Here is a 15219-nt window from a genome sequence, read left to right as displayed (position 1 = left end):
CAATGTCTCCGGGCGTGATGCCGGCAGGCGGCGAACGTTCGTTGGCTAGTTACGAAATTCCGGCCGGGGCTGACCCCGGCCGGATGAAGATGTCAGACGAGTATCAGCCCCAGCACTTCGCAGTGCCTTCCTTGACGTCGATCGACGGTACGCCGGTAACGGGCTTGTCCGTGACGAGCGAGACGCCAGTGTCGAAGAATACCTTGCCAGGTGTCGGCTTCGGCTTTTCGCCCGTGTCGGCGAACTTCTTGATGGCTTCGACGCCCATGGCTGCCATCATCAGCGGGTACTGCTGCGATGTCGCTCCGATGACGCCTTCCTTGACGGACTTGACGCCCGGGCAACCGCCGTCGACGGAAACGATCAGCACGTCTTTTTCCATGCCGACAGCCTTCAGTGCCTGGTAGGCGCCGACTGCAGCAGGCTCGTTGATCGTGTGGATGACGTTGATCCCTGGATCCTTCTGGAGAAGGTTTTCCATGGCTTTGCGGCCGCCTTCTTCATTGCCGTTGGTCACGTCGTGACCGACGATGCGCGGATCGGTTTCGTCGCCGATCTTGTTCGGGTCCTTGGGGTCGATGCCGAAGCCGATCATGAAGCCCTGGTCGCGCAGGACGTCGACGGAAGGCTGCGATGGCGTCAGGTCGAGGAAGCCTACCTTTGCGGTCTTGGCCTTGTCGCCCATGGTGCCCTTGGCCCATTCGCCAACGAGCTTGCCGGCAAGCAGGTTGTCGGTGGCAAAGGTTGCGTCGGCAGCATCTGCTGGCTCAAGCGGAGTGTCGAGCGCGATGACAACGAGCCCGGCGTCGCGGGCCTTCTTGACCGAGGAAACGATGCCCTTGGTGTCCGATGCAGTGATCAGGATGCCCTTTGCGCCGCTGGCAATGCAGCTCTCGATGGCAGCAACCTGGCTTTCGCTGTCGCCGTCGATCTTGCCGGCATAAGCCTTCAGGGTAACGCCGAGTTCCTTGGCCTTGGCCGTGGCGCCTTCCTTCATCTTGACGAAGAACGGATTGGTGTCGGTCTTGGTGATGAGGCAGACAGTCGTGTCGGCGGCATTTGCCGGCATGGCGAAGACGACGCCAAGAGCAAGTCCGGCGAGCGCTGCAGTGATAACGGATTTCTTCATGCGATCCTCCCAGGATGTGAACAGGCCGGCCCAAACAGGGTCCGGGATGCAGTTGCGGCAAATGCTTTAAATTTGATCTGCACGCTTCCTCCAAAGCCGTGCCGCGCCTCCATATCGGCGATTTAAAGCGGAAAGGTTGCGCCCTGTCAATAAATAAATCCAATTGAATTATTAATCGACTGTGGCATGATGCTGAAAAATGAGGCATGGCCATTACGGGAGGAGTCGGCCGATGTCATCCGTGGAAGATCCGGCAAGCACATTGCCGTCGTCATACAATCTGGAAGCCAGCGGCGGAGCCAATCAGGTTCGCGTCCGCGCCTACAATGAGCGGCTGGTGCTGTCGCTCGTGCGCCGCCACGGAGCACTTTCGAAGGCCGATATCGCCCGGCGGACAGGTTTGTCGGCCCAGACCGTATCGGTGATCATGCGGGTGCTGGAAAAGGAAGGCTTGCTCTTGCGTGACGAGCCGGTACGCGGCCGTGTCGGCCAGCCCTCGACGCCGATGCGTCTCAACGCCGACGCCGTTCTCTCCTTCGGCGTCAAGATCGGCCGGCGCAGTGCCGATCTCGTTTTGATGGATTTCGTCGGCAACATCCGCAAGCAACTCCACCAGACCTACGCCTATCCGCTGCCGCACGAGATAATCGAGTTCGTCACGCGCGGTATTCGCCAGATCGAAGGCGAGATGAGTGCCAAGGAACGCGGCAATATTGCCGGGATCGGCATAGCCGCACCCTTTGAACTCTGGAGCTGGGCCGAGGAAGTCGGGGCTCCCGATGGTGCGATGGAGGTCTGGCGCGGCTTCGACCTGCAGATCGAGGTCGGCGCGCGCGTGTCGCATCCGGTCTATCTGCAGAACGATGCCACCAGTGCCTGTGGAGCGGAACTGGTTTTCGGCGCCGGCGCCCGCTATCCGGATTTCGTCTACATGTTTATCGGCTCGTTCATCGGCGGCGGCATCGTCCTCAATTCGTCGATCTTCGTCGGTCGTACCGGCACAGCCGGCGCCATCGGACCGCTGCCCGTGCGCGATCGCCACGGGGAGACACGCCAGTTGCTGAAGATTGCTTCGATCTTCGTGCTCGAAAATCTCCTGCGCGAGCATGGCATCGATCCGCAGCCGCTGTGGTATTCCGCTAACGACTGGATCGACTTCGGGCCGCCGCTCGAGATCTGGATTCAGGATACGGCTGCAGCCCTGGCGCAGGCCATCGTCGCAGCGGCATCGATCATCGATTTCAGTGCTGCGGTGATCGACGGCGGGTTCCCCGATTGGGTCCGCCAGCGCGTTGTTCAGGCCACCATCAAGGCTGCTGCCGAACTCGACCTGCAGGGCGTCGTGATGCCCGAAATCGTCGAGGGGTCGGTCGGCACCCAGGCACGCGCCATTGGTGGCGCCAGTCTGCCGATCTTTGCCCGCTATCTCATAGACCAGAACATTCTCTTCAAGGAAATTGACAATGCTGAAGCACATTGACCCGCTGCTGAGCCCGGAACTTCTCTTCGCCCTCAGGGCCATGGGACATGGCGACGAAATCGCGCTGGTGGACGGCAACTATCCCGGCCTGACCGACGCCCGCCGCCTCATTCGGCTCGATGGTCATGGCGTGATTGCTGTGCTGAATGCTGTTCTGAGCGTCCTGCCGATCGACGAATTCGTAGACGAAGCCATCTTCCGCGCCACCGTCAAGCAGGACCGCGACACCCTCGATCCAGTCCACCGGGAGATGGTCGAATGCTGCGCCCGGCACGTGCCGGACATCAAGGTCGTGCCATTGCTGCCCGCCGATTTCTACGCTCGCGTCAAAGGCGCCCACGCCCTTATCCAGACAAGCGAGCCTCGGCTCTACGGCAATATCATCCTGCGCAAGGGCGTTATTTACCCGGCTTAAGAAATCTCATTATCGGCTCCAGGCGGCCTGCTGCAGAACGACGCGGTAGCCGTCCGGATCCTCGAACGTCTTTCCCCGGACGTCCCAATAGTCGTTATACGACGTCACCGGCACGCATCCCGCAGCTTGCATGCGATCCACGGCGGCTTGCCACTGTGCAGCGTCAGACAGGTACAACACCAGCAGGTTATCCTGCGTCGGAGCCCGGCCGACAATGTGGCCGCGGTGATGGGTGAATTCCAGGTGATAGGGCCAGTGCGGGTGACCTAGGACCAGCCCGTCAAAGCCGTTGTGACCCTCGAAGGCAACGAGAACCTCAAATCCCAGCCCCGCCTCGTAGAAGGGGCGGAGCCGGGCGATGTCGTCCGTCGGTCTTGCGACACGCAGGACAGGGACGGTCATGACTTGGCGCGGGCTTTCAGCGCGGCGACGAGACCGATGGTCGAGGAATCGTGGCCCTCGGCACTTTCCTTGCCTTCGACGACAGGTAGAAGGCCGGTCGCCAGTTCCTTGCCGAGTTCGACGCCCCACTGGTCGAAGGAGTTGATGCGGAACAGCACGCCTTCGACGAATACGCGGTGTTCGTAGAGCGCAATCAGCCTGCCGAGCGCAAACGGCGTCAGCTGGTCGTAGACGAAGGTGATTGACGGACGATTGCCGGTAAAGACGCGGTGCGGCGCGATGAAGTCGGCCTTCTTGTCTTCCATGCCCCTGTCGGTCAGCTGCTTCTTGGCTTCCTCGAAAGTGCGGCCCTTCATCAGCGCTTCCGACTGGGCAAGAACGTTGGCGATCAGCAGCTGGTGCTGGTGGCGCAGTTCCGGCTCGAAGGAGTTGGCGGCAATCATGAACTCCGCCGGGATGACGCTCGTGCCCTGATGGATCAGCTGGTAGAAAGCGTGCTGGCCGTTGGTCCCAGGCTCGCCCCAGACGACGGGGCCGGAATTGCCCTCAACCGGGGTGCCGTCGATGGTGACGCCCTTGCCGTTCGATTCCATGTCAAGCTGCTGCAAGTAGGCCGGAAAACGCGACAGGCGCTGGTCATAGGGAAGGATGGCGCGCGTCGCATAGCCGAGCACATTGCGGTCGTAGTAGCCGATGAGGCCCAGCAGCACCGGCAGGTTCTTCTCGATCGGTGCCGTACGGAAATGGTTGTCCATCGCATGTGCGCCATCGAGGAACTTGCCGAAGTTCTCAGGACCAACGGCGATCATCAGCGGCAGGCCGATGGCCGACCAGATCGAGTAGCGTCCGCCAACCCAGTCCCAGAAGCCGAAGACGCGGGCGCTGTCGATGCCGAAGGTCGCCACCTTGTCGAGCGCTGTCGAGACGGCGCAGAAGTGATGCTCCACGGCCGCTTCGCCGAGTGCCTTGGAAATGAAGTCGCGCGCCGTCTGCGCATTGGTCATCGTCTCGATGGTCGTGAACGTCTTCGAGGCGACGACGAACAGCGTGGTTTCCGGCTGCACCAGTTTCAGGATATCGGCGATATGGGCGCTGTCGATATTGGAGACGAAATGCGACTTCGGGCCATCGTGGAAAGGCGCCAGCGCCAGCGTCGCCATGACCGGGCCGAGATCCGAGCCGCCAATGCCGATGTTGATGACGTCGGTTATCGCCTTGCCCGTGGCGCCCTTGATGTTGCCGGAGCGGATACCATCGGCAAACTTGCCCATGGCGGCAAGCACGCCGTTGACGTCAGGCATGACATCCTTGCCGTCGACCATCACCGGCGTGTTCGAGCGGTTGCGGAGCGCGGTGTGCAGCACGGCGCGTCCCTCGGTGAAATTGATCGGCGCGCCCGAAAACATCTCGTCGCGCTTCTTCTCGACGCCACCCTCGGCGGCAAGCTTCAGCAGCAGCGCCATAATCTCGTCGTTGACCGCCGTCTTGGAGTAATCCATCAGCAGGTCGTCCAGCGAAGCGGTGTAGCGGGAGAAACGGCCGCTATCGGCGGCGAATGCCGCGCGAATGTCGGTGGCATTGGTGGCCGCAGCCGTGCTCTTCAATTGTTCGACGATCGCTTGCATGGGAAGCTCCTTAGGGGTTCGGAGAAGGTCGCGGAAACTATTCGCTTTGTGATGCCTAAATCAAGTTGGGTCACAAACTATTCGTAAAAAAGCGGAGAGGTGCCGGACTTGAAGAGCAGGCTCTTCCGGGATATGTTAAAGGAATGGCAGGCGGAGTTGGTCCTCCGCCTGCCTTCGCTAAGTTGTAATAAATGCGACCCGGACGGTGACTGACCAGTTCGTCCGGGTCTTTCTCACAACAAGCGTAATGCTAAGCGGCAAGAACCACATCGCATCACCTTCGTTTCAAAAGCAAGGCTCTTGCCAAAGTCGGTGCGGCCCATCCTCACCGATGTGCCGGCTGGTCGCGGCCCCTACTGCTTCTGCTGTGAAACAGGGTGATACAACCACTCTTTCTGGTTGCTTTCAATTGAAGTATTTCTACCCACGCAATTCCTTCCGCAAGATCTTACCGACATTCGATTTCGGCAGTTCGTTGCGGAATTCGATGAAGCGTGGGCGTTTGTAATTGGTGAGGTACTGGGCGCAGTGGGCCTTGATGTCAGCCTCGGTGAGTGCGGGATCGCGGCGGACCACGAAGAGCTTGACGGCCTCGCCGGAATGCTCGTCTGCTACGCCGACCGCAGCCGCCTCGACGATCCCTGCATGCATCGCGGCGACTTCCTCGATCTCGTTGGGATAGACGTTAAAGCCCGAAACGAGGATCATGTCCTTCTTGCGATCGACGATCTTGGTATAGCCGCGAGTATCCATGAAGCCCATGTCGCCGGAGCGAAAATAGCCGTCCGGTGTCATAGCCCGCGCAGTCTCTTCCGGCTGCATCCAGTAGCCGGCCATCACCTGCGGTCCGCGTATGCAGATTTCGCCGACGGTGCCGAGCGGTAGCGAATGGCCCTCGTCGTCGCGAATATCGATATCGGTCGATGACAGCGGCAGGCCTATGGTGCCTGAAAATTGTGTACTGTCGAAACGGTTGGCGCTGGCTACCGGAGAGGTCTCGGAGAGGCCGTAACCTTCGGTGATCCAAGCCCCAGTCAGCGTATGCCAGCGCTCCGCGATCGGCCGCTGCACCGCCATGCCGCCGGCAAGCGTGCTCACCTGCGACAGGTCCAGCTTGCCGAAATCCGGATTGTTCATCAGCGCGTTCAGGAGCGTGTTCAAAGCCGGGAAGATGTCGACGCGATGCTTGCCCAGTTCCTTGATGAAGCCCGGGATGTCCCTTGGATTGGCGATCAGCACGTTGTGTGCGCCAAGCGATACACCCATCAGGCAATTCACCGTCAGCGCAAAGATATGGTAGAGGGGCAGGGCGCAGACGAAGGTCAGGATCTCCGGCCGTGGCTTGGAAATATACGCCGAGTTCAGCCACAGCTGCAGCTGGAGCTGGTTGGCGAGTAGATTGGCGTGGGTGAGCGTCGCCGCCTTTGCAGTGCCAGTCGTCCCGCCAGTATATTGCAGGAACGCGGTGTCGCCTTGCGTAAGTGCCACCCGTTCCAGCTTCAGACCTTCGCCTTCGGCCAACACCTTCGAAAACGCTATGTGAGACGGGATGGACCAGGCCGGCACCAGCTTCTTGACATGTCGGACGATGAAATTGACGATATGCCCCTTGAGGCCGATCATCTCTCCGAACGAGCTGACGACCACATGGCGAAGCGCGGTGTGATCGAGCACTTGCTCCACCGTATGGGCGAAATTTTCGAGGACGAAGATCGCCTTGGCGCCGCAGTCGCGCAGCTGATGCTCGAGTTCGCGAGGCGTGTAGAGCGGGTTGACGTTGACGACGATCAGCCCCGCCCGAAGAATGCCGAAGGTCGCGACCGGGTTCTGCAGCACGTTCGGCATCATCACGGCGACACGGTCGCCTTTGACAAACCCACGGCTCTGAAGCCAGGCGGCGATCTTGCGTGTCTGCCGTTCCATCTCGCCATAGCTCATCGCCCGCCCCATGCTGGTAAAGGCCGGACGGGTGGCGTAGCGGGCGCAGCTGTCCTCGAAAAGTTCGCTCAGTGACTGATGCTCGAGTGGCGGCAAGTCTGCCGGCACGCAATCGGGATATGACGAAAGCCAGATCCGATCCTGTGCCGGTCCGGTGTAGGTGGGCGCTTCGCTCATGCCACTCTCCTCCCGCAGCTCAACCGCTGCAGTGATTTCGCCGGTGGTTGTGGTGGAAGCCTCCCGCTGCCACCACGCCGACGCCTGTCTCGCGTGAAACTAGGCCGACTGCACGCCGGGGGTCAATCGCTGCTGTCGCATTGGCCACCTGACAGGTCGGCCAAGGGGCACTTCATTTTACTGATACCGACCATGGCGCTGCAGTACCTCGATCTTGTAACCGTCAGGATCGGTCACGAAGAAAAACAGCGCGAGCAAGGTTCCGTCGCGGTTGAGCTCGGTGATCTTGCCGGGATTGAGGCCAAGTGCCGTGAAGCGTGCATGCTCCTCCTTGATGTCGTCGACCGACACCGCCAGGTGACCATAGGCCTCGCCGATGGCATAGGGCTCGACGCGCTGGAGGTTGATTGTCAGCTCCAGCTCGAAACCGGTCTCGCGATTGCTGAGATAGACCAGCGTGAACGTCTCGAACGCAATCCGGTCGGCCACTTCGAGGCCGAAGGCCTTTTCGTAGAATTCGACCGACCGCGCCTCGTCGAGCACGCGGATCATCGAATGAATCATCTTCGCCATGGCATTCTCCTCTGATGTGCCGAAATCTGCGGGCGTCCGGCAGGCCTTATGCCGTACGCTGGTCAGTTCGTCTGGCGAACAGCCGCTCGACCTGCGCCATCGCATCATAGATCAACACGGCCATCAACCCGACGATCAGCCCGCCCTGCAGGATGAAGGCGGTGTTGTCGGAAATTAGTCCGGCTATGATCACCTCGCCCAGCCCCTTGGCGGCGACAGTCGAGCCGATTGTCGCCGTACCGATGTTGATGACAGTAGCGACCTTCAATCCCTCGAGTATGAGAGGCATGGCCAACGGCAGCTCGACCGAAAAAAGCCGTTGGCGCGGGCTCATGCCCATCCCGTCTGCGGCCTCGAGCAGGGATGGCGGTACTTGCTGCAGCCCGGCTACGGTATTCTCGAAGATCGGCAACAAGCCGTAAAGAAAGAGCGCGATCAGTGTCGGCGCCATCCCGAAGCCCGTGGCCGGCACGGCCAGTGCCAGCACGGCGACGGGCGGGAAAGTCTGGCCGGCATTGGCGATGGCCCGGGTCAGCGGCAGGAAATCGGCGCCGCTCGCCCGCGTCACAAATATGCCGCCTAGAACGGCCAGCACCGCGCTGCCGGCAATGGAGATCGCCACAAGCTCGAGGTGGTTGGATGCCAGCAGTGCCAGACTGTTCTGCGTATAGACCGGCGGCGCGCCGTAGTTGGTAAGCGGCGCCAGCAGGAAGGTCAGCCACTCCGTCCTGAACAACAGGATGAGCAAAAGCGCGAGCGCGGCAAGCCTGAAGACGTTGGCGATGAAGAGCCTCATGCGCGCTTGCCCAGTTGCAAGAGCCGCTGCATCGAGATCGAGCCTACCGGGTTCTCGTTCTCGTCGCGGACGGAGGCCTCGTCTATCCCTTGCCAGATCATTTCCGACAGCGCGTCGCGCAAGTTCAGAGTCTCGGGAAGGTCGAAGCCAAGACCTGCCTTTGCCGGCTCCATGCCGACTTTCAACGGCAGCATGGCCATCAGCTTCAATGCCTTGTCGGAAGTCCCGGTGAGTTGCTCCACGAAGCTGTCGGCTGGCTCGGTCAGAATAGTCTCGGGTGAGGCGCACTGCAGCAGCTTGCCCTCGCTCATCACTGCGATGCGGTCGCCAAGATGGAACGCTTCGTCCATATCGTGGGTGACAAGAATGATGGTCGTGCCGAATTGTTTCTGGATCGCCAGGAGATCGTCCTGGGCCTTGCCGCGGATGACGGGGTCGAGAGCTCCGAACGGCTCGTCCATCAGCAGCACCTCCGGTTCTGCCGCAAGAGCGCGGGCGACGCCGACGCGCTGCTGCTGGCCGCCGGACAGCTGATGCGGATATTTGCCGTCGAAGGTCGCTGCGTCCAGGCGGAACAGCGACAGCAGTTCCTCAACCCGTCGATCGATGCGCGGCTTGTCCCAGCCAAGCAACTGCGGCACTGTCGCAATGTTCTGAGCCACCGTGCGGTGGGGAAACAGACCGTGGCCTTGAATAGCGTAGCCGATCCGTCGCCTGAGTTCGGTCACCGGCACGGTAACGATATCCCTGCCGCCAACCAGAATCTGTCCGCTTGTCATCGGCACCAGCCGGTTCACCATCCGCAGCAGTGTCGATTTGCCTGAGCCGGAGGTGCCGACGACGACGGTCACCGAGCCCTTGGTGACCGTCATGCTGACGTCGTCGACAACAGTAGCGTCGCCATATCGCTTCGTCACGTTGCGAAATTCGATCATCGTTTCCTGCTGTATCCCGGTCGAATTCATGCGCGGCGTCCCCGGATGGTGTCGATGACGGCGTCGAGAACGACGGCCGATGAAAATGCCAGAAAGACGGTCGGCACGGCGCCGAGCAGCACCAGATCCATCGCGGTCTGGCCCAGTCCCTGGAAGATGAACAGTCCGAAACCGCCACCGCCGATAAGCGCTGCCACGGTCACCAGTCCGATTGCCTGGACCAGAACGATGCGGATGCCGGTGAGGATGACGGGAAAGGCAAGCGGCAGGTCGATGCGGAACAGGATCTGCAGCCGCGTTAGTCCCATGCCTGCTGCCGCATCGCGCACGGCTGGATCGACTCCCTCGAGGCCAACGACCGTATTGGCGACAACCGGCAGCAAGGAATAAAGGATCAGCGCGATCAGCGCCGGCGCGGCACCTATACCGCGGATGCCGAGGTCAGCTGCGCCAGGCACGTGGGTGGCGATGTAGCCGAGCGGCAGCATCAGCAACCCGAACAGGGCGAGGCTGGGGATGGTCTGTACCATGCTCAGCACCTGCAGCACGATTGCCCTCAGCCTCGGCACCCAGAAGCAGAGGATGCCGAGCGGCAAGGCGAGGAGGATGGCGATGATGACCGAACCGAAGGCGAGAAAAACATGAACGACTGCCTCGCCCCAGAACTGTTCGGAGCGAATAGCAAATTCCTTCATGATGGACAGGCTGTCGAGACTGCCTGAAAAGAGAAACGCCGCGAGGAGCGCCGCATAGAACAGCAGCGATGCCACCCGCATCCAGGGCGTGAGCTGCAGCTTCACCAGCGCGTCCGAAATAACCAGCCCAACAACGGCGAGAAGCACCCAGAACGTGCCGCCGGGCGTGATGCGAGCGGACGCGCTGCCATTAGGCGTGGAAGCAGTCGACACAAGGCCGATGGCAAGCAGCAAGGTGGCAAGGCAGAGTGTCGCGATGGCAAGGCGCAGGGGTGCATTCCGGACAAAGACGGCTGCAATTCCGGTGGCCAGCAGCAATGCCATGAGAGCCAGCACAACGGGTTGGCCGAGAAGCTGGGTCAGGGCCAGCGGCTTGCCGGCAGCAATCCGGTTGGCTTTGGCAATGATAAGCGGCATCGTTGCCGTTGCCAGAAGGCCGACGGTTACAAGTACAATGCCGAGACGGTCCGCTCCACGGACCCTGTACCCATCATCCATCCACCGGCTCCAGTCGTCGAAAACGAACTATGGCCCCGCACAATGGGCGGGGCCATAGGAAAATGTCGGTTGCTTACTTCAGGAAGCCCTTGTCCTTCAGGTAGGACTGGGCAACGGCCTTGGCCGGCTCGCCGTCTACCTGGATCCGGCCGTTGAGGGTCCGCAGTTCCTCGGCCGTCAGGCTCTTGAAGATCGGGGCCAGCACTTCTTCGATCTTCGGGTTGGCCTTCAAGACTGCCTCGCGGATAATGGGCGTCGGTGCATAGACCGGTTGTACGCCCTTGTCGTCTTCCATGACGGTCAGTTCGGCAGCTTCGATAGCGCCGTCCGTGCCATAGACCATGGCGGTGTTGACGCCATTGGTCTGGTCGGCGGCAGCCTTGATGGTGGCCGCTGTATCGCCTCCGGAGAGAACGATCGTCTGGTCAGGGCTGATCTTGAAGCCGTAGGTCGTCTGGAAGGCTGGAAGCGCTGCGGCCGAATTGACGAACTCGGAAGATGCCGCCAGCTTTACCTTGCCGCCACCCGAGATCCACTTGCCGAAATCCGACATGGTCTTCAGCTTGTTGGGGCCCGCCACGTCGTTGCGCACGGCCACCGCCCAGGTGTTATTGGCAGGCGAGGGTGTCAGCCAGACGATCTTGTTGGCGTCGTAGTCGAGCTTCTTGGCAAGAGCGTAGCCAGCGTCGCTGCTCTTCCAGGCCGCGTCATCCGCCTTGTTGAAGAAAAAGCCGGCATTGCCGGTGTATTCGGCATAGATATCGATTTCGCCCGATGTGATCGCCTTGCGCAGAACCGGCGTGGTGCCGAGCGCGATGCGGTCCTGCGCCTTTATTCCGGCAGCGTTCAGCGACAACAGGATGATGTTGCCGAGCAGCGTGCCCTCGGTGTCGATCTTCGACGAGACGACGACATCTGCGGCACTGGCGCCAGTAGCGATGAAGGCCGCAAGCGAGGCGGCGACGGTAAGTGTTTTCAGCATGGTGTTCCCTTTACCCCAATGATCTCTGTCACGCCCCCAACGCTGACCGGATGGCACATGCGTTACTGGCCGTCATTTCGTCCGATAGTCAGTTGCGATGAATTAGCGCTTGTCTACGAAATATCGATAGGACTCGCCTGCCAATTGCGACCAGCCAGGCATTATCGCCGATGCTGCGGTAAAGGCGTGGAAATTCATGCTGAATTTTAGTCCGCGCGGCGTTGTTTTTACCAAACGTGCAAGCAACGTCGCGTCATGGTTTCAATAGACGCCAAAGTTGCAAGCGTGCCGCCGGCGCCTTAACCAGTGATTTTAGCCGATTTTTCTGCCGCGAAATGGGGTTGTTTGTGACAGTAGAATGACGAAAGGTAGCTCAGAAGTAATTTTTTATTGGTTCTGCACTTTAAAACGCGCAGTCGGAGAGCTGAAAAATTGGGCGAGAAGAAAAAAATCTATCATGCATTGGTTGATGGCGCGACCGCTGGTCTCAGCGACAAGGCCCTCTATGAATTCGTACAAAAGGAATGCGGCAAGACCAGCAGCAAGAAGATCGTGCGTGCTTCGTTGCTTGCCCTGAGCGACCCCGATCTGCGCGATGGCAATGTACTGAACACAATCTATGCGCTGGCTATCAAGCATCGCCTGGACCAGGTAACGCCTGAGGATTCCGAAGAAACCCATGAAGTAAGCGTCGCTCCGTCGATCGCGACCAAGGACAAGGCCGAGCCTGCGCCAAAGCGCGTCCGGGCGAGGCGCAAGCCTGCAGCGGCTGAATCCAGCCCTGAAGCCTGAGCTACTCGCGCATCTGCTGTTCCAGATGGCGCCCGGTGAAGGGCACTATCTGGAACTTGCTGCGTAAGTCCTCAGTAGATTTCCGGCACGTACATTTCCGGGGGCACCGGCGAACGACTGTAGTCTTCGTGGCGGATACGGCCGGGCAGTTCCACTTCTGCCTTTGGCACATCCTCGTAAAGAATCTGCTTCAGGAGATGGGCGATGCAGTTTAGGCGCGCCCTTTTCTTGTCCACGGCCTGTACGACCCACCAAGGCGCCGCATCGCTGTGGGTGCGCGCCAGCATGTCTTCCTTGGCCTTTGTATATTCTTCCCAGTGGATGCGGCTTTCCATGTCCATCGGCGAAAGCTTCCATTGCTTCAGCGGATCGTGGATGCGCATCTTGAACCGGAATTCCTGCTCCTCGTCGGTGATCGAGAACCAGTATTTGATGAGGATGATGCCCGAGCGGACCAGCATGCGCTCGAATTCGGGCACGGATCGGAAAAATTCCTCCAGTTCGTCTTCCGTACAAAAGCCCATGACGCGCTCTACGCCGGCCCGGTTATACCAGCTGCGGTCGAACAGCACCATTTCGCCGGCCGTCGGCAGATGCGCGACATAGCGCTGGAAGTACCATTGATTGCGCTCGCGCTCGGTCGGAGCAGGAAGGGCGACCGTGCGGCAGACGCGCGGGTTTAACCGCTGCGTGACGCGCTTGATGGCGCCGCCCTTGCCGGCAGAATCGCGCCCTTCGAAGATGACCGCAACCTTCAGCTTCTTGTACTGAACCCAGTCCTGCAGCCGGACCAGTTCGTGCTGCAGCCGGAACAGCTCCCGGAAATAGACCTTGCGCTCGAGCGTTGCTTCCGCCGGCTCGACCATGCCTTCGGCGACGAGCTCGTCGAGCCGGTCTTCCTCCATCTGCATCTCCAGCTCTTCGTCGAAGCTGTCGGCAATTTCATCCTTGATGCGGCGAAGCTGGTCTTCCTGATCGGACATTGGTGCGTTCCTTCGTTTTGCACACAGACAGGAGCAGGAGTTGGCGACAGGAATGTGACAAACCGGCATCCCGCAGCCATCGTTTCCCGTCCCGGCGCCTGCAAATGGCCGGGATGTCACCAGACCTTCACAGAGCCATTTTATTAACAATTGATAAGTTTGGATGAGGGAGCGATAAAATGGTCGATATGAGCGCTGAGCGGAGCAACGCCGGGATCGGCCACCCGCTGGATAAAACCGGGGGCTCCGGCAAGTGGTTCGTACCCCTTCTCGTTCTCGTGCTTCTCGGCGGACTTGGCTATATCGCTTATGCGTTGGACCGTGATCTCACCTCCGCCTCCGCTGTTCCGTGGATACTCCTCGGCCTTGCGCTTCTGATTGCTCTCGGATTTGAATTCGTCAACGGCTTCCACGACACGGCAAATGCGGTGGCGACTGTCATCTATACGCGCTCGATGCCTGCCGAATTCGCTGTCATCTGGTCCGGTTTCTTCAATTTCCTCGGCGTTCTCACCTCGTCGGGTGCCGTGGCTTTCGGCATCTTGGCCCTGCTTCCGGTAGAACTGATCCTGCAGGTCGGCTCCGGTTCGGGTCTCGCCATGGTCTTCGCGCTGTTGATCGCCGCCATCGTCTGGAACCTCGGGACCTGGTATCTCGGCCTCCCCGTCGTCGAGTTCCCATACGCTGGTCGGCTCGATCATCGGCGTTGGCTTGGCCAACCAGTTCCTCGCGCCCGCCGGCAGCGCCACAAGCGGCGTCGACTGGTCGCAGGCAACCAACATCGGCCTTTCGTTGTTGATCTCGCCGCTGATCGGCTTCGGTTTCTCCGCCATCCTGCTTCTGGTCATGAAGGTCTTTATCAAGAACAAGGCGCTCTACGAGGAGCCGAAGACCAACGGTCCTCCGCCGCTATGGATCCGCGGCCTGCTGATCTTCACGTGCACCGGTGTCAGCTTTGCGCACGGCTCCAACGATGGCCAGAAAGGCATGGGCCTGATCATGCTCATCCTGATCGGTCTCGTGCCGACCGCCTTTGCGCTCAACCGGACCCCGGACGTCAATTATCTCGAAGCCTACAAGTCCGCCTCTGCACAGGTCGAGACCGCGCTCGGCAAGTATGTCAAGCCGGGCATCGTTGTCGCCGATGCGAAGGCCGCTGTATCGGATGCGGTCAAGACAAAGACATGGACCGACGCGACCACACCGGCGCTGCAGCAATATATCCACATCACCAGCCAGGAAGTCGCTGCCTTTCCGACCCTCGAAGCCGTGCCTCCGAACATGGTCGGCAACGTCCGCAACGACATCTATCTGATCGGCGAAGCGCTGAAGCTCATCGACAAGCAGAAGCTTCTGGCGATGGATGCGAAAGACCTTGCCGCTGTCACCGGCTATCACAAGGCCGTCGACAACGCGACGAAGTTCATCCCGACCTGGGTCAAGGTAGCCGTTGCGCTGGCACTCGGGCTCGGCACCATGATCGGCTGGAAACGCATCGTCATCACCGTCGGCGAAAAGATCGGCAAGACGCACCTGACCTACGGCCAGGGTGGCGCTGCCGAAGTCGTGGCGATGATCACCATCGGCGCCGCCGACCATTTCGGCCTGCCGGTTTCCACCACCCACGTGCTCTCGTCCGGGGTCGCAGGAACTATGGCGGCCAACGGCTCTGGCCTGCAATGGTCGACCATCCGCAACATGCTGACCGCCTGGGTTCTCACCCTGCCAGCCTCGATCGCCATCGCTTTCGTCCTCTACGTGATCCTGCGCCAGGTCTTCTGATCCGAGAGCGGATGCGG

The 15219-nt window shown here is 60.4% G+C and carries 13 protein-coding genes and 1 pseudogene; 4 read left to right on the top strand and 10 right to left on the bottom strand.

What is annotated here, in order from left to right:
- Positions 1-103: 103 nt before the first annotated feature.
- Complete coding sequence (locus J5278_RS16910; protein ID WP_209182745.1) at positions 104-1129, bottom strand: sugar ABC transporter substrate-binding protein; 1026 nt, start codon at positions 1127-1129, stop codon at positions 104-106.
- A 232-nt stretch (positions 1130-1361) separates the two neighbouring features.
- On the opposite strand from J5278_RS16910, the gene J5278_RS16905 reads away from it, so the two are divergent.
- Both J5278_RS16905 and J5278_RS16900 read left to right on the top strand, forming a co-directional pair.
- Positions 1362-2609, top strand: a complete 1248-nt coding sequence (locus tag J5278_RS16905; RefSeq protein ID WP_142823920.1) for an ROK family transcriptional regulator — start codon at positions 1362-1364, stop codon at positions 2607-2609.
- Positions 2593-3024 carry an RbsD/FucU family protein gene (locus tag J5278_RS16900; protein ID WP_111216568.1) on the top strand — a complete coding sequence of 144 codons (432 nt, stop codon included), beginning with the start codon at positions 2593-2595 and terminating at the stop codon, positions 3022-3024. The genes J5278_RS16905 and J5278_RS16900 overlap by 17 nt, the downstream gene beginning before the upstream one ends.
- Positions 3025-3033: 9 nt before the next feature.
- Here the strand turns inward: J5278_RS16900 and J5278_RS16895 are convergent, their stop codons facing one another.
- The 8 genes from J5278_RS16895 to J5278_RS16860 all read right to left on the bottom strand — a co-directional run bounded on the left by J5278_RS16895 (position 3034) and on the right by J5278_RS16860 (position 11645).
- Positions 3034-3426 (bottom strand): VOC family protein, encoded by a 393-nt coding sequence (locus J5278_RS16895; RefSeq protein ID WP_209182746.1) that lies wholly within the window; start codon positions 3424-3426, stop codon positions 3034-3036.
- Positions 3423-5051, bottom strand: a complete 1629-nt coding sequence (pgi, locus tag J5278_RS16890; protein ID WP_209182747.1) for a glucose-6-phosphate isomerase — start codon at positions 5049-5051, stop codon at positions 3423-3425. The genes J5278_RS16895 and pgi overlap by 4 nt, the downstream gene beginning before the upstream one ends.
- A 420-nt stretch (positions 5052-5471) precedes the next feature.
- Positions 5472-7166: a long-chain-fatty-acid--CoA ligase gene (locus tag J5278_RS16885; protein WP_209182748.1), complete on the bottom strand. Its 1695-nt coding sequence runs from the start codon at positions 7164-7166 to the stop codon at positions 5472-5474.
- A gap of 177 nt (positions 7167-7343) precedes the next feature.
- Positions 7344-7739, bottom strand: coding sequence for a VOC family protein (locus J5278_RS16880; RefSeq protein WP_142823924.1), 396 nt, complete (start codon positions 7737-7739; stop codon positions 7344-7346).
- Between the two features lie 46 nt (positions 7740-7785).
- Positions 7786-8535: an ABC transporter permease gene (locus tag J5278_RS16875; RefSeq protein ID WP_209182749.1), complete on the bottom strand. Its 750-nt coding sequence runs from the start codon at positions 8533-8535 to the stop codon at positions 7786-7788.
- On the bottom strand, positions 8532-9470 hold the full coding sequence (locus tag J5278_RS16870) for an ABC transporter ATP-binding protein (protein ID WP_209182847.1): 939 nt from the start codon (positions 9468-9470) through the stop codon (positions 8532-8534). Before J5278_RS16870 ends, J5278_RS16875 begins: the two co-directional genes overlap by 4 nt.
- A 26-nt stretch (positions 9471-9496) precedes the next feature.
- Positions 9497-10663 carry an ABC transporter permease gene (locus J5278_RS16865; RefSeq protein WP_209182750.1) on the bottom strand — a complete coding sequence of 389 codons (1167 nt, stop codon included), beginning with the start codon at positions 10661-10663 and terminating at the stop codon, positions 9497-9499.
- A gap of 73 nt (positions 10664-10736) precedes the next feature.
- Positions 10737-11645 (bottom strand): ABC transporter substrate-binding protein, encoded by a 909-nt coding sequence (locus tag J5278_RS16860; protein WP_142823928.1) that lies wholly within the window; start codon positions 11643-11645, stop codon positions 10737-10739.
- Between the two features lie 432 nt (positions 11646-12077).
- Here J5278_RS16860 and J5278_RS16855 point away from each other — a divergent pair, with 432 nt between their 5' ends.
- Entirely contained in the window at positions 12078-12437 is a 360-nt protein-coding gene (locus J5278_RS16855; protein WP_209182751.1) for a hypothetical protein, read from the top strand.
- A 71-nt stretch (positions 12438-12508) separates the two neighbouring features.
- Here the strand turns inward: J5278_RS16855 and ppk2 are convergent, their stop codons facing one another.
- On the bottom strand, positions 12509-13420 hold the full coding sequence (ppk2, locus tag J5278_RS16850; protein WP_209182752.1) for a polyphosphate kinase 2: 912 nt from the start codon (positions 13418-13420) through the stop codon (positions 12509-12511).
- 188 nt (positions 13421-13608) lie between these two features.
- On the opposite strand from ppk2, the pseudogene J5278_RS16845 reads away from it, so the two are divergent.
- Positions 13609-15202: pseudogene (locus J5278_RS16845) on the top strand (inorganic phosphate transporter).
- Positions 15203-15219: the final 17 nt, after the last annotated feature.

Source organism: Rhizobium sp. B21/90 (assembly GCF_019355815.1).
In the GTDB taxonomy this organism is placed as follows: Bacteria; Pseudomonadota; Alphaproteobacteria; order Rhizobiales; family Rhizobiaceae; genus Rhizobium; species Rhizobium rhododendri.
Note: the sequence above shows the minus strand (reverse complement) of the source record. Positions and strands in the feature narration are given on the sequence as shown.